This is a genomic window from Micromonospora sp. M71_S20 (genome assembly GCF_003664255.1).
Classification (GTDB): domain Bacteria; phylum Actinomycetota; class Actinomycetes; order Mycobacteriales; family Micromonosporaceae; genus Micromonospora.
Genome location: NZ_RCCV01000001.1, coordinates 231,026 through 249,643 on the forward strand (window position 1 = coordinate 231,026; position 18,618 = coordinate 249,643).

At 74.8% G+C, this 18,618-nt stretch carries 16 protein-coding genes; 8 read left to right on the forward strand and 8 right to left on the reverse strand.

Features of this window, described 5'->3' with window-relative positions; genetic code table 11:
- Positions 1-18: 18 nt before the first annotated feature.
- A complete protein-coding gene (locus DER29_RS35895) occupies positions 19-147 on the reverse strand; it encodes a hypothetical protein (protein ID WP_255421004.1) in 129 nt (42 codons plus the stop codon).
- 141 nt (positions 148-288) lie between these two features.
- On the opposite strand from DER29_RS35895, the gene DER29_RS01125 reads away from it, so the two are divergent.
- Positions 289-1,878, forward strand: coding sequence for a phospholipase D-like domain-containing protein (locus DER29_RS01125; RefSeq protein ID WP_121395502.1), 1,590 nt, complete (start codon positions 289-291; stop codon positions 1,876-1,878).
- Between the two features lie 28 nt (positions 1,879-1,906).
- On the opposite strand, the gene DER29_RS01130 is transcribed toward DER29_RS01125, so the two are convergent.
- Positions 1,907-2,635, reverse strand: a complete 729-nt coding sequence (locus DER29_RS01130; protein WP_233599606.1) for an acetoacetate decarboxylase family protein — start codon at positions 2,633-2,635, stop codon at positions 1,907-1,909.
- Between the two features lie 375 nt (positions 2,636-3,010).
- Between DER29_RS01130 and DER29_RS01135 the strand changes: the two genes are divergently transcribed.
- Complete coding sequence (locus DER29_RS01135; protein WP_121395504.1) at positions 3,011-3,838, forward strand: SigB/SigF/SigG family RNA polymerase sigma factor; 828 nt, start codon at positions 3,011-3,013, stop codon at positions 3,836-3,838.
- A 116-nt stretch (positions 3,839-3,954) separates the two neighbouring features.
- On the opposite strand, the gene DER29_RS01140 is transcribed toward DER29_RS01135, so the two are convergent.
- Genes DER29_RS01140 through DER29_RS01150 form a run of 3 tightly spaced genes read right to left on the reverse strand, consistent with a single transcriptional unit; the run spans position 3,955 to position 6,736 of the window.
- On the reverse strand, positions 3,955-4,545 hold the full coding sequence (locus DER29_RS01140) for a GNAT family N-acetyltransferase (RefSeq protein WP_121395506.1): 591 nt from the start codon (positions 4,543-4,545) through the stop codon (positions 3,955-3,957).
- Entirely contained in the window at positions 4,542-6,068 is a 1,527-nt protein-coding gene (locus DER29_RS01145; RefSeq protein ID WP_121395508.1) for an APC family permease, read from the reverse strand. The genes DER29_RS01140 and DER29_RS01145 overlap by 4 nt, the downstream gene beginning before the upstream one ends.
- Positions 6,069-6,109: 41 nt before the next feature.
- The gene (locus tag DER29_RS01150; RefSeq protein WP_121395510.1) at positions 6,110-6,736 is read right to left on the reverse strand and encodes a GPP34 family phosphoprotein; all 627 of its coding nucleotides are present in this window, start codon (positions 6,734-6,736) and stop codon (positions 6,110-6,112) included.
- Positions 6,737-6,877: 141 nt separating this feature from the next.
- On the opposite strand from DER29_RS01150, the gene DER29_RS01155 reads away from it, so the two are divergent.
- The 3 genes from DER29_RS01155 to DER29_RS01165 are packed head-to-tail and all read left to right on the forward strand — an operon-like array spanning position 6,878 to position 10,651.
- Positions 6,878-7,720, forward strand: a complete 843-nt coding sequence (locus tag DER29_RS01155; RefSeq protein ID WP_121395512.1) for a helix-turn-helix transcriptional regulator — start codon at positions 6,878-6,880, stop codon at positions 7,718-7,720.
- 39 nt (positions 7,721-7,759) lie between these two features.
- Positions 7,760-7,960, forward strand: a complete 201-nt coding sequence (locus DER29_RS01160; protein ID WP_121395514.1) for a DUF397 domain-containing protein — start codon at positions 7,760-7,762, stop codon at positions 7,958-7,960.
- A gap of 30 nt (positions 7,961-7,990) precedes the next feature.
- Positions 7,991-10,651, forward strand: a complete 2,661-nt coding sequence (locus DER29_RS01165; protein WP_121398897.1) for an ATP-dependent RNA helicase — start codon at positions 7,991-7,993, stop codon at positions 10,649-10,651.
- Positions 10,652-10,737: 86 nt separating this feature from the next.
- Here the strand turns inward: DER29_RS01165 and DER29_RS01170 are convergent, their stop codons facing one another.
- Entirely contained in the window at positions 10,738-11,463 is a 726-nt protein-coding gene (locus DER29_RS01170) for a PP2C family serine/threonine-protein phosphatase (protein WP_121395516.1), read from the reverse strand.
- Positions 11,464-11,692: 229 nt separating this feature from the next.
- On the opposite strand from DER29_RS01170, the gene DER29_RS01175 reads away from it, so the two are divergent.
- The 3 genes from DER29_RS01175 to DER29_RS01185 all read left to right on the forward strand — a co-directional run bounded on the left by DER29_RS01175 (position 11,693) and on the right by DER29_RS01185 (position 16,127).
- Complete coding sequence (locus DER29_RS01175) at positions 11,693-14,305, forward strand: glycoside hydrolase family 9 protein (RefSeq protein ID WP_121395518.1); 2,613 nt, start codon at positions 11,693-11,695, stop codon at positions 14,303-14,305.
- A gap of 153 nt (positions 14,306-14,458) precedes the next feature.
- A complete protein-coding gene (locus tag DER29_RS01180) occupies positions 14,459-15,373 on the forward strand; it encodes a hypothetical protein (RefSeq protein WP_121395520.1) in 915 nt (304 codons plus the stop codon).
- A gap of 220 nt (positions 15,374-15,593) precedes the next feature.
- Positions 15,594-16,127 carry a GNAT family N-acetyltransferase gene (locus DER29_RS01185; protein ID WP_121395522.1) on the forward strand — a complete coding sequence of 178 codons (534 nt, stop codon included), beginning with the start codon at positions 15,594-15,596 and terminating at the stop codon, positions 16,125-16,127.
- A 53-nt stretch (positions 16,128-16,180) separates the two neighbouring features.
- On the opposite strand, the gene DER29_RS01190 is transcribed toward DER29_RS01185, so the two are convergent.
- Positions 16,181-17,146, reverse strand: a complete 966-nt coding sequence (locus tag DER29_RS01190; RefSeq protein ID WP_121395524.1) for a TIGR03885 family FMN-dependent LLM class oxidoreductase — start codon at positions 17,144-17,146, stop codon at positions 16,181-16,183.
- 55 nt (positions 17,147-17,201) lie between these two features.
- Positions 17,202-18,614, reverse strand: a complete 1,413-nt coding sequence (locus DER29_RS01195) for an NADP-dependent succinic semialdehyde dehydrogenase (RefSeq protein WP_121395526.1) — start codon at positions 18,612-18,614, stop codon at positions 17,202-17,204.
- Positions 18,615-18,618: the final 4 nt, after the last annotated feature.

An 18,618-nucleotide genomic window follows, 5' to 3' on the forward strand; every position in this document is an offset into this window, starting at 1 on the left:
GCGCGTCGGGACGTGGCGTCAGGAGACGGCGAAGATGCCCGCGACTCCCAGGATCACCATGAGCAACACCGTCACCAGCGCACCCCGCTCGCTTTCGACCGCCGGCTCGCGGTACTCGGTCACGGGGTTCGTCGTCTCGCCGGGCATGGTGTTGCCTCCTCGGTGTTCGCGTCGTTATCGGGCGGAGGTCGGGGGTCGCCCGACCGGTCACCGGAGTGCCGGCCGGGATGCGGACCCGCGACCTGGGTCCTACCGTGAGGACGTTGTCGACCTCGGGGGGCTGGAACGGTGGCACCGCGCAACTGGTTCCTGAGCGCAGCCGAACGCGCCAACCCGGTGTCAGAGTTACCCGTCTGGAGCAGCGGAAACCTTGCCGAGCCGTTAATTCACGGTGCCGCATACTTCGACCGGCTGGTCGACGAGGTGGAGTCGCTGGAGGCCGGCGACCACCTCTTCTTCACGGACTGGCGCGGCGACCCGGACCAGCGGTTGCGTCCGGACGGGCCGACCGTGGCGCAGCTCTTCGCGCGCGCCGCGCAGCGGGGCGTGGTGGTCAAGGGCCTCATCTGGCGCTCCCACCTCGACGTCCTGGCCTACAGCGAGGCGGAGAACCGCACCCTGAGCGAGACGGTCGCCGCCGCCGGCGGTGAGGTGCTGCTCGACCAGCGGGTCCGCCGGGGCGGCTCGCACCACCAGAAGCTGGTGGTGCTGCGGCACCCCGCCGCGCCGGAGCGGGACGTCGCCTTCGCCGGCGGGATCGACCTGTGCCACAGCCGGCGCGACGACGCCGCGCACCGGGGCGACCCGCAGGCGGTGCAGATGTCCGCCCGCTACGGCGACCGCCCGCCCTGGCACGACGTGCAGCTCGCGGTGCGGGGGCCGGTGGTGGGCGCGCTGGACACCACCTTCCGGGAGCGCTGGACCGACCCGATGCCGCTGGACTCGGAGAACCCCCTCGCCTACCTGCGGGACCGGCTGCGCGGCGCGGACCTGCGGCCCGACCCGCTGCCGCCGCAGCCGGCCGACCCGCCGCCCTGCGGCCCGCACCACGTCCAGGTGCTGCGCACCTACCCCGCGGTCCGGCCCCGCTACTCCTTCGCCCCCGACGGCGAGCGCACGGTGGCCCGCGGCTACACCAAGGCGGTCCGGCGGGCCCGGCGGCTGATCTACCTGGAGGACCAGTACCTGTGGTCCACCGAGGTGGCCGACCTGTTCGCCCGGGCGCTGCGGGACAATCCCGACCTGCACCTGGTCGCCGTGGTCCCCCGGTTCCCGGACGTGGACGGCCGGCTGGCGCTGCCGCCCAACACGGTCGGCCGCGAGCAGGCGCTGTCGCTCTGCGAGCGGGCGGCCCCGGAGCGGGTGCACGTCTTCGACGTGGAGAATCACGCCGGCGATCCGGTGTACGTGCACGCCAAGGTGTGCGTGGTCGACGACGTGTGGGCCAGCGTGGGCAGCGACAACTTCAACCGCCGGTCCTGGACGCACGACAGCGAGTTGTCCTGCGCGGTGCTCGACGACACCCGCGACGACCGGGCGCCGACCGACCCGGCCGGCCTCGGCGACGGCGCCCGGGTCTTCGCCCGCGAGCTGCGGCTGCGGCTGTGGCGCGAGCACCTTGACCGCGATCCCGACGGCGGCGAGGACGCTGACCTGATCGACCCGGCCGACGCCGTGGCGGCGGTCACCGACGCCGCCGACGCGCTGCAACGGTGGTACGACGCCGGGCAGGCCGGCCCCCGGCCGCCGGGCCGGCTGCTGCCGCACCGGGCGGAACGGCTGCCCTGGTACACCCGGGCCTGGGCGCTGCCGGCGTACCGGCTGGTCTACGACCCGGACGGCCGGCCGCTGCGGGCCCGCCGGGCAGGCACGTGGTGAGCGTCCGGGCCCGGCACGGGGTGGAACCTCAGGCGGGCACGAAGAGGGCGTCGGCCCGGCTGCGGTCTGGCGCGGCCTCGACGTCGGCGGGGTGCACCGTCAGCCCGCCGGGGTAGGCGAACGAGGCGCGCGGCGAGTAGAACCCGAACCCGATCGTCAGCGGGTTCTCGGGGCGGAGCGCGTAGATCGGGTGTGTCGGCTCCAGGAACTCCACCGACTCGATCACGAACGGGTCGACCGGTTCGGCGACGTACGGGTAGACGGCGCTGAGCAGCTGCCCGTCCCGGGCCGTGAAGTAGCGGTGGTGGCCGCTGCTGATCGCCCGGCCCGTCTCGCCCACCTGGCAGCGGGCCCGGATCACCGGTACGCCGTCGATCTCCGTCTCGGCGACGATCTCCCCGTCGTGGCGCTCGATGCGGGTCCGGCCCGCGACGGCGGGCGCCCCCCGGGCGGTGGCGTAGGCGCGAACCGGTTCGCTACAGGTCACGTAGTGCGTCCACCAGCCGCCGGGGTTGACCCCGCCCGGCGCGTCCACCCCGGCCAGCGCCACCCCGAGGTAGGTCAGCGAGTACGCGCCGAAGCCGGAGGTCTGGCTCTCGTCGTCGACGACGTACTGGTTCATGAAGACCAGCCGGTCGGCCGACGGGCGCAGCCCGGCCGGGACCAGCGCCGCGACCGCGTCCGGGTCCGCCGGCAGCCAGCCGAAGAAGAGCGTGCGGCTGCTGACGACGAGATGGGGGGCGGCGGGGTCGAGCACGGCACCTCCGGAGCGGGGCAGGTACCCGCACGCTACGGCCCGTCCCGCCGACGGGACAACGACGGAAAGCCGACATTCGGCGCTGGCCATCCGGGGACCGTGACCGCTCGGCCCGCCGGTCCGGGCCGCACGGATGGGGCGTCGTCGATGTCCGGCGGGGCCGGCTGACCGTACGCCCGACGTAGGGCGGCTCACAATCCGAGGCTGCTTCGCCCCATTCGCACCGTACGCGCCCAAAAATTACTTAAGTACATCGTACTTTCGGCTAGATTTCGGCAGACCGATCGGGCTAAGGTGACTTCCGAACGGACATCTGAACTTAAACCTAAGCGTCACGTCTTTTCATCCGCGGACGAGGTGCAGGGAGGACCACCCATGACCGCGCCAACGATCAGCGAGCCGGCGACCACGACACCGCCGAGCACCACCCAGAAGCTCGACCCGCGTGCGCTCACCGACAGCGCTGCGGACCTGCTCAACGCGATGGCCGCGTTGCCGGCCGACCACCCGTCCCGCGCCGCCCTGCGCGACAAGGCGATCGAGGCCTGGCTGCCGCTCGCCAACCACCTCGCCCACCGCTACAGCGGCCGGGGCGAGCCCACCGACGACCTGGCCCAGACCGCCGCCGTCGGCCTGATCAAGGCGATCGACAAGTTCGACCCGTCCCGCGGCGTCGACTTCGCCGGCTACGCGATCCCCACCATCATCGGTGAGCTCAAGCGGCACTTCCGCGACCGCACCTGGGACATCCGCGTCCCGCGCCGGCTCCAGGAGCTGCGACTGGCCATCTCCGACGCCAACAGCTCGCTGCTGCAGACCCTGGGCCGGTCGCCCACGGTGGCCGACATCGCCGCCCACCTCAAGCTCACCGAGGAAGAGGTGCTGGAGGGCCTGGAGGGTGCCCGCGCCTACAACGCGGTCTCGCTCTCCACCCCGACCGGCGACGGCGACCGCGCGACCGAGCTGGGCGACATGCTCGGCGGCGTGGACGGCGAGTTCGAGCTTGCCGAGCTGCGGGTCGCCCTCGGCCCGGCGCTGGCCACGCTCGACGAGCGGGAGCAGAAGATCCTCACGCTGCGGTTCTACGGCAACCTGACGCAGTCGCAGATCGCCGAGCAGATCGGCGTCTCGCAGATGCACGTCTCCCGGCTGCTGGCCCGCGCGCTGACCAAGCTGCGGGGGCAGCTCGACGGCACGTACTAGGGGTGGTGGGCGATGGCCGGGCCGGCGGGCCCGGCCATCGCCGTGTCCGGCGCGGTCGCGCCACCACTGAGTTCCGGCGCCCGGGCCACCTCGACGGGTGGCCCGGGCGCCGTCGTTCAGCGGGCGGGCTCCCGCCACATCGGCCAGAACGGCGTGCCGTCGGGCAGGTGGAAGGGCTCGGCGACCTGGTAACCGTGCCGCGCGTAGAGGTCGCGGCCGGTCTCGCTGGCCGCCTCCAGGTAACCGGGCACCCCCTCGGCGTCGAGGACGGCGTGGTGGTGCCGCAACAGCGCGCTGCCCAGCCCCTGCCCCTGCCGGTCCGGAGCGACGGCGAGGAAGGCCAGGTGGTGGTGGTCCGCGTGCGGGTGGTGGGTCTCGAAGAGCTTGTCCAGGTGCGCGAACCGGTCGGTCCACTCCCCGCACGCCGCAGCCAGCCGGGCGTCGTAGTCCTCCGGCGGCGGGGCCGGGTCGCCCACCGACGGGAACCAGACCGCCACCCCCGCCCGGTCCGCGGTCGCGTGGACGAGGCCGTACCGCATCGCGTGGTCCACCAGGATCGCGAAGTTGCCGGCCAGCACGGACTGCCGCCGCCCGGCGTCGGGCACCAGCCACCGGGGCGCGTCGAGGGCCATGAACGCCTCGGCGATCCGGCCGGCCACCAGCGACGTCTCCTGCGGCCCGAGCCGCTCGACCCGCACCTCGCTCACCGCCGCGCCGCCGTCCCGCTCGGGACGGGCCCGCCGACGTGCCCGGCCGCCGGCACCGTCGCCGCCACGCTCTCCGCGCCCAGGCCGATCCGGGCGTACGTGTCGGGGCGGCTGCCGCGCAGCACCAGCGCCCACAGCAGGCCGAGCAGCGCGGCGACCGGGTAGACCGCCGGGACCGCCCAGCGCAGGGGCGAGTCCGGGGCCACCCCGAGCAGGTCGGCGAAGTTGGCCACCGCCAGCATGACGATCACGGCCAGGGCCACGGCGGCGAGGCCGGGGGCGACCGCGCGACGCCACAGCGTCTCGTCCACCCCACTGCGGGCGAAGAAGGCGATCACCGCGACCGAGGTGGTGGCGATCAGCAGCAGCACCCCGAAGCCGCCGGCGGTGCCGACCCAGTAGAACAGCTGCACCACCGGGTCCCAGCCGTTGAGCGCGTAGAGCAGGATCACCACCAGGCCGAGCGCGCTCTGCGCGAGGGAGGCGGCCCGGGGCGATCCGGTGCGCGGCGAGGTCTGCCCGAACACGGCCGGCAGCACCCGCTCCCGGCCGAGCGCGAACGTGTACCGGGCGGTGGTGTTGTGGAAGGAGATCATCGCGGCGAGCACCGAGGTCAGGAAGAGCGCCTGGCCGATGGTGACGGCGGTGCCGCCGAGGTGCGCCTCGGCCAGGTTGAAGATCAGCCCGATGCTCTGCTCGCCCGCCTCGGCGGCGATCCGGTCCGGCCCGACGGCGACGGTCATGCTCCACGACGACAGCGCGTAGATGCCCGCGATGATGGCGATCGAGAGGTAGGTGGCCAGCCGCACCGTCCGCCGCGGGTCCTTGCTCTCCTCGCTGAACACCACGGCGGACTCGAAGCCGACGAAGCCCAGGATGGCCAGCACCAGCACCGCGCCGGCGCCGGGCACGACGAGGTTCTCCGGTGACAGGGCGGCGAAGCTGACGTTCCCGCCGGCCGGGTGGGTCAGCTGCCCGAGGTCGAAGACGACGATCACCACCATCTCGGCGACCAGCAGCGCCGCCAGCACCAGGCCGTTGAGGTCGACGCGGAGCAGACCGAGCACGCCGACCGTCGCCCAGGCGGCCAGCGCCACCACCCACCACGCCGGGGCCACCCCGAACAGGCGGCCGAGCACCGGCTCCGCGGCGGCGCCGATGGTGCCGTAGAGCCCCACCTGGAGGGCGTTGTACGCGATCAGCGCCACCCACGCCGCGCCGACGCCGGCCGGACGGCCCAGCCCACGGGCGACGTAGGCGTAGAACGCGCCGGCGTTGGCCATCCGCCGGGCCATCGCCACGTACCCGATCGAGAAGAGGGCGAGCACCGCGGCCACCGTCAGGAAGGCCAGCGGGATGCCGAGCACCCCGACGACCCCGTAGCCGGTGGTGACCACGCCGGCCACGACGGTCAGCGGGGCGGCGGCGGAGAGGACGAAGAAGATCACCGACGGCACGCCGAGCCGGCCGCGGGCCAGGGCCTCGGAGACGTTGCTCGGTCGGCCGAGCGTTGGTGTCGACATACGCGGACTCCGGTTCGAGGGGAGGAGGGGGTGGAGGGGCGTCAGCCGACGCCGCGCAGCACGGCGGCGCCCACCGCGGCCTCGGTGTGCGCCACGAGTTCCCGCAGCGGCGGGGGCAGCGCCGGGATGAGCACGCCCAGCCGGTGGTGCGCCCGGGGGCCGGCGCTCCACAGCACCTCGCGGCTCAGCCCGGCGGCGACGACCAGGCCCAGCAGCGTCCCGTCGGGCACGCTCGGCGGTTCCGGCCGGTCGAGCAGGGCGCGCAGCCGGGTGGCCGGCCAGGCCACCGCGTTGAGGTCGATCGGCAGGTAGCTGACGGTGGTGCGGAGCAGCCGCCGGCTCTCCTGCCGGCGCAGCACTCCCGCTCTGACCAGCCGCTCCCCCACCGAGGTGGTGGCGGTCTGCGCCAGGAAGCTCAGCCAGGTACGCACCGGGTGCTGCTGCGTCTCGCCGACCAACTGGTCCAGCACGGTGTGCGCCAGCGCGTCCGCCGGCGGGCGTCGGTCGACCACCGTGACGAGCCCGGCGGAGACGGTGACGTGTCCACGCAGGACCAGTTCACCGAGCAGCCCTCCGGCAAGGCCCAGGCCGGTCGCCGTCGGGTGCAGCTTCGGCTTGCCCCGACTGTCGTTGTGGGTGATCAGGAAGAACTCGTCGGCGATGAGCAACCGGTCCTCCCACGCGGGTTGTCCACAGTGATCGCAACCGGGCAAGGATGCACCGGCCGTGACTGCAACGCAACTCCCGTTTATGGAAGTTGCACTCCGTACTTGCGCGACCTGCGGATCTTGCCGTGACAGACTCGGAGGGTGACCGCGAGCCCCACCGTCCGCCGGCGCCGCATCGCCCGGGAACTCCGCCAGTTGCGCGAGCGCGCGGGCATGACCCTGGATGTCGCCGCCCGGCAACTGGACATGTCCAAGAGCAACCTGTCCCGCATCGAGAACGCCCAGATCGGCATCAAGCCGCGCGACGTCCGCGCCGCGCTGGCGCTGTACGAGGTGACCGGGGCGGACGCCGAAGCGCTGATCGAGATCGCCCGCGGGGCGCAGCAGCGCGGCTGGTGGCAGAAGTACAGCGACGTCCTGCCGGAGTGGTTCGAGTTCTACGTCGGACTGGAGGCGGAGGCGGCCAGCCTGCGCACGTACGAGGCCGAGGCGGTGCCCGGGCTGTTGCAGACCGAGGCGTACGCGCGGGAGGTCTTCCGGCGCACCGCGGGCGAGGACGGCATCGAGCGCAAGGTCGCCGCGCGGCTGCACCGGCAGAACGTGCTGCACCGCGACAATCCGGTCGAGTTGTCCGTGGTGCTCAACGAGGCGGTGCTCTGCCGCCCGGTCGGCGGCAACGCCGTGATGGCCGATCAGATGGCCCATCTCGCGAAGGTCTCTCAACTACCGAACGTGACTCTCCAGGTACTTCCGTTCTCGGCCGGCGGGCACCCGGCGATGAACGCCCCGTACGTCGTGCTGACGTTCGCCGAGGCCGCCGACGCGGCCGTGGTTTACCTGGAAAACCTCACGATGGGGCTGGCTCTGGAGGAGGTCGGCCAGGTGCGCGGGTATAGCCTTGTGCACGAGGAGATGTGCCGGATGGCACTCGGTCCGGAGGCGTCCCTGACCCGCCTGACGGAAGCTTCTCGTCACTTTGCGTGACCGCTGACGCGGCGCGCCGGCACAGACGGGGGTACCGCGATGACCGCGTTCGACCTGACCCGGGCCCAGTGGCGCACAAGCAGCCGCAGCGTGGGCAACGGCAACTGCGTGGAGGTCGCCACCGCCGGGGACCGGGTCGCCGTCCGGGACAGCAAGGACCGGCCCGGCCCCGTGCTGGCCTTCCCGGCGTCGGCCTGGCGCGCCTTCGTCACCGGCGTCGACGGGGTACGCCCCGACTGAGCCGCTCCCCGGGCGGTGCGAGACTGGGCCGTGCTCTCGGACGTGCCCCTCGACCTGCCCGTGCGGCCGGTGCTGCCAGAACTGGTCGCGGCGCTGCGCGGCGCCGGCGCCGGGGTGCTGGTCGCCCCGCCCGGGACCGGCAAGACCACCCTCGCCCCGCTGGCCGTGGCCGACGAGGTCTCCGGTCGCGTGCTGGTCGCCCAGCCGCGCCGGGTGGCGGCCCGCGCGGCGGCACGCCGGATGGCCGCGCTGCTCGGCGAGCCGCTCGGCGAGCGGATCGGGTACGCCGTGCGCGGCGAGCGCCGCAGCGGACCGCGGACCCGCGTCGAGGTGGTCACCACCGGGCTGCTGGTGCGGCGGCTGCACCGCGATCCCGAGCTGGCCGGCACCGGCGCCGTGCTGCTCGACGAGTGCCACGAGCGGCAGCTCGACGCCGATCTGGCGCTCGCGTTCGCGGTGGAGGCCCGGGCCGCGCTGCGCCCCGACCTGTGGCTGCTGGCGATGTCGGCCACCCCGGAGGCGGACCGCTTCGCCGCGCTGCTCGGCGGCGGGGGCGCTCCCGCGCCGATCGTCCGGGCGTCCTCGGCCCTGCACCCGGTGACCCGGATCTGGGCGCCGCCGCCCCGGCCGGTGGCCGCGCCGGGGGCCGGCCGGGTCGACCGGGGCCTGCTCGACCACGTCGCGGCGACGGTGCGCCGGGCGCTGCGCGAGTGCGACGGGGACGTGCTGGTCTTCCTGCCCGGGGCCGGCGAGATCGGTGCCGTCGCGGGCCGGCTGGCCGACCTGCGCGACGCGGTCGCCGTCCTGCCGCTGCACGGCCGGCAGCGCGGCGCCGACCAGGACGCGGCGCTGCGCCCGGCCGACCGGCGGCGGGTGGTGCTGGCGACGGCGGTCGCGGAGAGCAGCCTGACCGTGCCGGGCGTCCGGGTGGTGGTGGACGCCGGGCTGTCCCGGGTCGCCCGGATGGACCTGGCCCGGGGCCTGGGCGCCCTGGTCACCGTCGGCGTGTCCCGGGCGGCGGCCACCCAGCGGGCCGGCCGCGCGGGCCGGGAGGCGCCCGGGCACGTCTACCGCTGCTGGTCGGCGGCCACCCATGAGCGGCTTGCCGCACAGCCGGAGCCGGAGATCGCCACCGCCGACCTGACCGGCTTCGCCCTGGAGCTGGCCGCATGGGGGTCGCCGGACGGCGCCGGTCTGGCCCTGCCCGACCCGCCCCCGGCGGCGTCGATGGCGGTGGCCCGCGACACCCTCACGACCCTCGGCGCGCTCGACGCGGACGGCCGGATCACCGACCGGGGCCGGGCGATCGCCGCGGTCGGGGCGCATCCCCGGCTGGCCCGGGCGCTGCTCGACGGGGCCGGCCGGGTGGGAGTGGACCGGGCGGCGGAGGTCGTGGCGGTGCTCGCCGAGGACTCCGCCGCCGGGCCGGGCGACGACCTGACCGCCGCCTGGCGCCGGCTGCGCGCGGGCACGGACCCGGGTGCCACCGCCCGCTGGCGCGCGGAGGTACGCAGACTGCGCGCCGCCCTGCCCGACGCTCCCGCGCAGCGGCCCGACCGGGCCCGCCCGCCCCACGGCTCCGGCGCGGCGACGGCGGGCGGCACCGGCCGGACGCGGCCGACCCGGCACCCGGCCGATGAGCCGCCCGCCGTGCACCCGCTCGGGCACGGACCCCTGGCCCCGCCCGGGGACGCGGACCGGGGCCGGCTGACCGACGACCTGGCCGCCGGGCTGCTGGTCGGGCTCGCCCACCCGGAGCGGCTGGCCCGGGTGCGGCGGCCGGGCGGCTCGGCGTACCTGATGAGCGGCGGGACCGCGGCGGAGCTGGCGCCCGGGTCGGGGCTGGCCGGCGCCGACTGGCTGGCGGTCGCGGTGGCGGACCGCTCCCCCGGCGCGCCGACCGCCCGGGTGCGGCTGGCCACCCCGCTCGACGAGGCGACCGCCCGGGAGGCGGGCGGGCCGCTGCTGCGCACCGAGCGGGAGGTCGGCTGGGCCGGCGAGGAGGTGGTGGCCCGGGAGGTGCTGCGGCTGGGCGCGATCGAGCTGATCGAGCGACCGCTCGCCCGGCCGGACCCGGCGGAGGTGGTGCAGGCCCTGCTGACCGGCCTGCGTCGTACCGGCCTCGGCCTGCTGACCTGGACCCCGGCGGCGCGGGCGTTGCGCGAGCGGCTGGCGTTCTGCCGGCAGTCGCTCGGCGGCGACTGGCCCGACGTGGGCGACGAGGCGTTGCTCGCCGACGCACCCGCCTGGCTGGGCCCGGAGCTGGCCCGCGCCCGCCGCCGCGCCGACCTGGCCCGGATCGACGTGGCCGGGGCGCTGCGCCGGCTGCTGCCGTGGGCGCTGGCGGCCCGGCTGGACGAGGTGGCACCGGAGCGGATCGCGGTGCCGAGCGGATCGCGGATCCGGGTCGACTACGCCGACCCGGCGGCGCCGGTGCTCGCGGTGAAGCTCCAGGAGACCTTCGGCTGGCGGGACGCGCCGCGCATCGCCGACGGCCGGGTGCCGGTGCTGCTGCACCTGCTCTCGCCGGCCGGGCGGCCGGTGGCGGTCACCGCCGACCTGGCCTCCTTCTGGCGCACCGGCTATCCGCAGGTACGGGGGGAGCTGCGCGGGCGCTACCCGCGCCACCCGTGGCCAGAGGACCCGACCACGGCCCCGCCCACCCGGCACGCCACCCCGCGCCGCCGCTGAGGGGGCTCATGTCGTCGTCTCCCTGCGGTCGGCGACGCCACGAGGCTCCAGGGCGCTGAACCGGCTGGTTCGCGCGCGACGCTCGCTCACTCCTCCACGACGTCGGCGACGACCACCGTGACGTTGTCCGGCCCGCCGGCGCGCAGCGCCAGGTCGATCAGCCGCCGGGCGCAGTCCGCGCGGTCCGGGTGCTCGGCGAGCACCTCGGCGAGGGTGTCCGGGCGCACGACGTTGGACAGCCCGTCGCTGCACAGCAGCCAGCGGTCCCCGACCCAGGGCACCATCGTCGCGTACGCCGGGGAGACCTCCTCGCCCTGCAACGCCTGGGTGACCACGGCCCGGCGGGGGTGGCTGCTGGCCTGGTCGGCGGTGATCACCCCCTGGTCGACGAGCATCTGCACGAACGTGTCGTCCCGGGTGATCTGCTTGAGCACGCCTTCGCGGAACAGGTAGGCGCGGGAGTCGCCGACGTGGGCGAGGGCCAGGCAGCTGCCCGTCCGGGCGAAGAGCAGGGCGGTCAGCGTGGTGCCCATGCCCTGCCGCTCCGGATCCTCGGCCACCGCCTGGTGGATCCGCTCGGTGGCGAGCTGGATGCCGCTCTGCAGTGCGGCCACCAACGCGTGCTCCGGGGTCTCCACGTCGAGCGGTGCGACCGCCTCGATGGCGATCGCGCTGGCCAGGTCGCCGGCCGCCATCCCGCCCATGCCGTCGGCGACGGCGACGAGCCAGGTGCCGGCGTGCAGGGCGTCCTGGTTTCCGCTGCGGATCAGCCCACGGTCGCTCGTTCCCACGGAACGCAGCTTCAGGGTCATGGGTGGCAGCCTGCCAGGCGGAGGGCTCGGTTGTCTCTAGGAGATCGAGACCTCGGCGCGTCGCGCGGCGAATCTCACTGTCCCGCGGGTCCCGCCGGGCGGTTCCGAACCATCCAGCCGGATCGATTGACAGGGCGCCGGAGGCACTGGAACCATCGACACGAACTGGGAGCGCTCCCAGGTCGCCCCCGCCGCCCCCGTCCCCCGCAGTCGTCCGGAAGGAACACCCGTGACGCCATCCCGACGTCGCCTCGCGCTGCTCGCGACCGCGACCACCATCGCCCTGACCGGAGCCACCGCCGGCACGGCCCACGCCGAACCGCCCCCCGACGCCCCCGAACAGATCGACAACGGCGACTTCAGCGCCGGCGTGTCCCCCTGGTTCTCCTACGGCACCGGCCCGCTCGGGGTCACCGACGGCCGGCTCTGCACCACCGTGCCCGGCGGCCTGGCCAACCCGTGGGACGCCGGCATCGGCCAGGACGGCGTGCCGCTGGTCGCCGGGGCCGAGTACACGCTCGGCTTCGACGTCTCCGCCACCCCCGGCACCGCCGTCAAGGCGGTCCTGCAACTGGGCACCGCCCCCTACACCACGTACGCCAGCGTCGACGCCACCGCCAGCGGCACCGCCCAGCGGTTCGAGAAGACGTTCACGGTTCCCGAGGCGAACCCGGCCGCCCAACTGATCTTCCAGGTCGGCGGCGGCGCGGCCGAGCAGACCGTCTGCCTGGACGACGTCTCGCTGCGCGGCGGCGACCCGCCGGAGCCGTACGTGCCCGACACCGGGCCGCGGGTGCGGGTCAACCAGGTCGGCTACCTGCCCGGCGGGCCGAAGAACGCCACCGTGGTCACGTCGGCGACCGAGGCCCTGCCCTGGCAGCTCCGCTCCGCCGCCGGCGCCGTCCTGGCCAGCGGCAGCACCACCCCGCGCGGCGTGGACGCCGCCTCCGGGCAGAACGTGCAGACGCTCGACTTCTCGTCGTACCGGACCCCGGGGGCGGGGCTGACCCTGGTCGTCGACGGAGAGACCAGCCACCCCTTCGACATCTCGGGCACCCTCTACGACCGGCTGCGCGCCGACTCCCTCCAGTTCTTCTACGCCCAGCGCAGCGGCATCGCCATCGACGGCGACCTGATCGGCGCCGAGTACGCCCGCCCGGCCGGGCACCTCGGCGTGGCGCCCAACAAGGGCGACACCTCCGTGCCCTGCCAGCCGGGCGTCTGCGACTACTCGCTGGACGTGCGCGGCGGCTGGTACGACGCCGGCGACCACGGCAAGTACGTGGTCAACGGCGGCATCGCCACCTACCAGCTGCTGAACACCTTCGAGCGGACCCGCACGGCCGCCACCGCCGGGCACGGCGCGGCACTCGGCGACAGCACGCTGCGGGTGCCCGAGCGCGGCAACGGCGTACCGGACGTGCTCGACGAGGCCCGCTGGGAGCTGGAGTTCCTGCTGCGCATGCAGGTGCCGGCCGGCAAGCCGCTCGCCGGGATGGCCCACCACAAGATCCACGACCGGAACTGGACCGGGCTGCCGCTCGCCCCGCACGACGACCCGGAGCAGCGCGAGCTGCACCCGCCGTCCACCGCCGCCACGCTCAACCTGGCCGCCGTCGCCGCCCAGTGCGCGCGGCTCTTCGCCCCCTACGACGCGGCCTTCGCGAAGCGCTGCGGCACGGCGGCGAAGACGGCCTACGCCGCCGCCAAGGCCAACCCGACGCGGTACGCCAGCCCGACCGACAGCACCGGCGGCGGCGCGTACGACGACACGAACGTCACCGACGAGTTCTACTGGGCCGCCGTCGAGCTCTACCTGAGCACCGGGGAGCAGCCGTACCTGGCGGACCTGACCGCGTCGCCGCACCACACCGGGAACGTGTTCGACCCGCGCGGCTTCGGCTGGCAGGGCGTCGCCGCGCTGGGCCGGCTCGACCTGGCCACCGTGCCGAACGGGTTGCCGGCCGCCGACCTGGCCCGCGTCCGCGCCTCGGTGACCGCCGACGCCGACGCCCACCTCGCCGAGGCGGGCCGGCAGGCGTACGGGCTGCCCATGCCCGGGGACGCGGGCAGCTACTTCTGGGGCGGCAACAGCAACGTCATCAACAACGCGATCGTGCTGGCCACCGCCTTCGACCTCACCCGGGACGCGAAGTACCGCGACGGCGCGGTGCAGGCGATGGACTACGTCCTCGGCCGCAACGCCCTGAACATCTCGTACGTGACCGGGTGGGGCGAGCACGCGGCGGAGAACCAGCACAGCCGGATCTTCGGCCACCAGCTCGACCCGGACCTGCCGAAGCCGCCCGCCGGCTCCCTGGCCGGTGGCCCGAACGCCGCCCTCCAGGACCCGTTCGCCGCCAAGCTGCTCGCCGGCTGCAAGCCGATGTTCTGCTACGTCGACGACATCAACTCGTACGCGACCAACGAGGTCGCCATCAACTGGAACTCGGCGCTGGCCTGGATCGCCTCGTTCCTGGCCGACCAGGGTGACTCCGCGGCGGTGCCGGCGCCGACCTGCGCGGCCACGTACACCAACCACGGCGCCTGGCAGGGCGGCACCGGATTCACCGCCCAGGTGACCATCCGCAACACCGGCACCAGCACCGTCGACGGGTGGACGGCCCGCTTCGCCTTCACCGGCGACCAGAAGGTACGCGAGGCGTGGCTGGCCAGGGCGACCCAGGCGGGGGCCACGGTCACCGCGAAGAACGAGTCGTACAACGCCAGGATCGCCCCGGGCGGCACCGTCACCTTCGGCTTCAACGCGGTGACCGGCGGCGGCGCCAACCCGGCACCCGGCCTGATCACCGTCAACGGCGCGGCCTGCACGCTCTCCTGACGATCCGGTCCGGGCGGTCCGCCGCCCGGACCGGCGAACACCCTCGCGAGCCGGGGGAGGCGGGTCGCCGCCTCCCCCGGCGTCGCCGACGGAACGGCCCGGCCGTCGATTCTCGATGGACGGCGGCCCGGGGCGTAGGACAGGGTGGCCGGCATGGACGACGCGGAGCGGCGGGTCTGGTCGCGACTGCCCGACGGCACCCGGAGCGCCCTGGCCGGCCTGGCCCCGGCGGACCTGCGCACGCTGCTGCTGGCGGTGGCCCGGGACCGGGCGGCGGCGGTACGCCCCGCGGACCTGGTCCGCCGCTGGCGCACGGACCGCTTCACCCGGCCGGCGGCGGCCGACCCCCGCGCGCTGGCCGCCGTCGAGGCCCGCCTGTGGCGGCTGCTGCCCGCCGAGTTCGCCGGCGTCGACCTCTCCCCCGTCGCGCCGCTCGGCACCTGCTCGGCCGTCACGCCGATGAGCCAGAACCGCATCGTCACCACCTTCCGCGCCACCGAGGTGCTCAGCGACCCCACCAACGCGCTCGCCATCGAGGCCGCGGTACGCCGCCGGGAACAGCCGGCCGACGGCGCCGTGCACCTGGCCGCCTGCCACCGGGTGCTGCGGGCCCAGGGCTTCGGACCGGGCTGGTCGGCGCACTTCCGGCTCTTCACGCTGGTCTCCAGCGCCCGCGACGGCGGCTCGGGGCGCACCGAGGCACGGCTGCTCACCCTGCACCTGGCGTACTGGCGGACGGTGCTGGCCACCCTGCTGCCGCAGTCGGCGGCGGCCCGGGTGCGCCTGACCGTGCTCGACAGCCCTGTCGTCGGGGAACGCATCGAGGACACCGTCCGGCCGGCGCTGGGCCCGTCGGGCGTACCGCTGGTGGACGACCCGGAGCGCCGGCGCGGCCGGGGCTACTACGTCGGCGCGGCGCTGCGGATCACCGCCGGGCACGGCGCGGACGAGATCGCACTCGGCGACGGCGGCTTCACGGACTGGACCGCCCGGTTCACCAGCGACGCCAAGGAACGCTGCCTGACCTCCTGCCTGAACACGGAACGCCTGACCACCCTCACCCCCTGACCCGCCTCCCGCACTCCCCTCCCGCCGCCCCCGCTCCCAGCGCGGTCGATCATGCAGTTGTGGTGGGCGGCCTGCCCTGGATCGCACCTCTCGCGGGGCACCGCAACTGCATGATCGAGGCGGTAGGGGCGGTAGGGGCGGTAGGGGCGGTAGGGGCGGGCGGGGCGGGCGGGGCGGGCGGGGCGGGCGGGGCGGGGACGGGTGTAGCAGCATGTCCGTCATGAGCGATCAGCGGAGCCCTAGCCTGCGTCCCGGCGGGTTGACGGACGCGCCCGCCGTGCTGCGGCTGCTCGACGACGCCACCGCCTGGCTGGTGGCGCGGGGTCGCACCGGCCAGTGGGGCACCGAACCGGCCTCGACCGACCCGCGGCGCATCACGCAGGCCGAGGCCTGGGCGACCGGCGGCGGGCTGTGGTTGGCGACGCTCGCCGAGCGGCCGGTCGGCGCACTGGTGGTCGGAACGGCGACGGAGTACGTGCCACCCGCCACCGAGCCCGAGCTGTACGTGAACCTGCTGGTCACCGACCGCGCGCACGGCGGGTCGGGCATCGGCGGCCGGCTGCTGGCGCACGCCGCCGAGCTGGCCCGGGAGCGCGGGCTCGGCCTGCTCCGGGTGGACTGCTACGCGGGCGGCGACGGCGCGCTGGTCCGCTGGTACGAGCGGCAGGGCTTCACCGCCACCGACCCGTTCACGGTCGAGCGCCCCGGCCGCGACCCGTGGCCCGGGCAGGTCCTCGTCCGCCGCCTGCCCTGACCCACCCGCCCGTCGACACGGCACGTCCCGACGCCGGCGCGGGTCGCCACGGCTCAGCCGGCGCTGCGCAGCTTCGGCAGCACCTCGGCGCCGAACGCGTCGATGAAGTCCCGCTGCTCCTGCCCGACGTGGTGCAGGGCGATCTGGTCGAAGCCCAGCTCCAGGTACTCCTCCAGCCAGCCGACGTGCCGGCCGAGGTCGGCGGAGACGTTCACGACGTCGTGGACCTTCTCCATCGGCACGTCCTGCGAGACCGCGTCGAAGTGCTCCGGGGTCTCCAGGTCCCAGCAGATCGGCGGGGCGAAGACGTTGCTGCGCCACTGGTCGTACGCGAGCCGCTCGGCCTCGGCCTGCTCCGGCGCCCAGCTCACGTGCACCTGCAGGTGCAGCGGGCCGCGCCCGCCGGCGTCCCGGTACGCGTCGATCATCTGCCGCAGGTGCGCGGTCGGGGCGTTCACGGTGATCAGCCCGTCCGCCCACTCGGCGCACCAGCGGGCGGTGGCCACGCTGACCGCCGCCCCGATGAGCGCCGGCGGCTGCTCCGGGCGGGTCCACAGCTTCGCCCGGTCCACCCGGACCAGGCCGTCGTGGCTGACCTCCTCGCCGGCCAGCAGCGCGCGGATCACGTCCACGCACTCGCGCAGCCGGGCGGCGCGGACGTCCTTGCGCGGCCAGCCGTCGCCGGTGATGTGCTCGTTGCTCGCCTCGCCGGTGCCCAGCGCGGCCCAGAACCGGCCCGGGTACATCGCCCCGAGGGTGCCGATCGCCTGCGCGATGATCGCCGGGTGGTAGCGCTGCCCGGGGGCGTTGACCACCCCGAACGGCAGGTCGGTGGCCTGGAGCGCCGCGCCGAGCCAGGACCAGGCGAAGCCGGACTGGCCCTGCCGCTCGCTCCAGGGCGCGAAGTGGTCCGAGGACATGGCGGCGTCGAAACCGGCCCGCTCGGCGTGGATCACCGCCTCCAGCAGGGCGCGGGGATGGATCTGCTCGTGGGACGCGTGGAAGCCGAACACCGTCATGACGTCACTCCGTACCCATGACGGCGTCCGGCTACGCCGACGAAGCCGGACGGGGCTACTCCGCGTGCGCCCCGGCGCCGGCCGAGGCGGCCCCCTCACCCACCCAGACGGTCTTGGTGTTGCAGAACTCCCGCATGCCGAGCGCGGAGAGCTCGCGGCCGTAGCCGGAGTTCTTCACCCCGCCGAAGGGCAGTTCGGGATAGGACGTGGTCATCCCGTTGAGGAAGACGTTCCCGGCGTCCAGATCGGTGGCGAAGCGCTCCTGCTCCTGCGGGTCGCGGGTCCAGGCGTTGGAACCCAGGCCGAAGGAGGTGCCGTTGGCCACCTCGATCGCCTCGTCGTACGACGACACCCGGTAGAGGCCCGCGACGGGCCCGAAGACCTCCTCGGACCACATCCGCATCTCCGGCCTCAGGTCGGTGACCACGGTCGGCGGGTAGAACCAGCCCGGGCCGGCGGGCGGCTCGCCGCCGCAGAGCACGGTGGCGCCCTTGTCGACCGCGTCCCGCACCTGCGCGTGGATCTCGTCGCGCCCACCCTCGCTGGCCAGCGGGCCGACGTCGGTGTCGGGGTCCATCGGGTCGCCGACCCGCAGGGCCGACATGTTCGCGGCGAACCTCTCGGCGAAGGCGTCGAAGACGTCGGCGTGCACGATGAACCGCTTGGCGGCGATGCAGGACTGGCCGTTGTTCTGGCAGCGGGCGGTGGTCGCGACCTCGGCGGCCCGGTCCAGGTCCGCCGAGGGCATCACCACGAACGGGTCGCTGCCACCGAGCTCCAGCACGGTCTTCTTCAGCTCCCGGCCGGCGATCTGGGCGATCGACCGGCCGGCGCCCTCACTGCCCGTCAGCGTCGCCGCGCGCACCCGCGGGTCGCTGAGCACCCGGTCGACCTCGGCCGAGCCGACCAGCAGGGTGGTGAACGCCCCCTCCGGGAAGCCGGCGCGGCGGAACAGGTCCTCCAGCAGCAGCGCGGTCTGCGGCACGTTGGAGGCGTGCTTGAGCAGGCCGGTGTTGCCGGCCATCAGGGCCGGCGCGGCGAAGCGCAGCACCTGCCACAGCGGGAAGTTCCAGGGCATCACCGCGAGCACCGGCCCGATCGGCTGGTAGCGGACGAAGGCCCGGACGGCCTTGACCGCCCCCGCGTCGGCGGGCTCGTCGGCGAGGAAGTCGGCCGCCTTCGCCGCGTAGAAGCGGCAGGCGCTGGCGCACTTGGTGACCTCGGCCTTGGCCGACGCGTACGTCTTGCCCATCTCGGTGGTCATCAGCCGGGCGATCTCGTCGCGCTCGGCCTCCAGCAGGTCGGCCGCCGCGTTCAGCCAGCGCCCGCGCTGCTCGACCGTGGTGCCGCGCAGCTGTCTGTATGCCAGGTCGGTCCGCTCGATCGCGGCGTCGATCTGCTCCGGCGACATCGGGTCGTAGGTCTTGAGCGTCTGTCCGGTGGCGGGATTGGTGGTCGCGATGGGCATCTCG

Excerpts from the sequence above, each read along its gene's own strand:
- DER29_RS35895 (WP_255421004.1), bottom strand. The coding sequence starts at position 147 with ATGCCCGGCGAGACGACGAACCCCGTGACCGAGTACCGCGAGCCGGCG.
- DER29_RS01135 (WP_121395504.1), top strand. The coding sequence starts at position 3,011 with ATGACCGCGCCAACGATCAGCGAGCCGGCGACCACGACACCGCCGAGC.
- DER29_RS01145 (WP_121395508.1), bottom strand. The coding sequence starts at position 6,068 with ATGTCGACACCAACGCTCGGCCGACCGAGCAACGTCTCCGAGGCCCTG.
- DER29_RS01160 (WP_121395514.1), top strand. The coding sequence starts at position 7,760 with ATGACCGCGTTCGACCTGACCCGGGCCCAGTGGCGCACAAGCAGCCGC.
- DER29_RS01170 (WP_121395516.1), bottom strand. The coding sequence starts at position 11,463 with ATGACCCTGAAGCTGCGTTCCGTGGGAACGAGCGACCGTGGGCTGATC.
- DER29_RS01180 (WP_121395520.1), top strand. The coding sequence starts at position 14,459 with ATGGACGACGCGGAGCGGCGGGTCTGGTCGCGACTGCCCGACGGCACC.
- DER29_RS01185 (WP_121395522.1), top strand. The coding sequence starts at position 15,594 with ATGAGCGATCAGCGGAGCCCTAGCCTGCGTCCCGGCGGGTTGACGGAC.
- DER29_RS01190 (WP_121395524.1), bottom strand. The coding sequence starts at position 17,146 with ATGACGGTGTTCGGCTTCCACGCGTCCCACGAGCAGATCCATCCCCGC.
- DER29_RS01195 (WP_121395526.1), bottom strand. The coding sequence starts at position 18,614 with ATGCCCATCGCGACCACCAATCCCGCCACCGGACAGACGCTCAAGACC.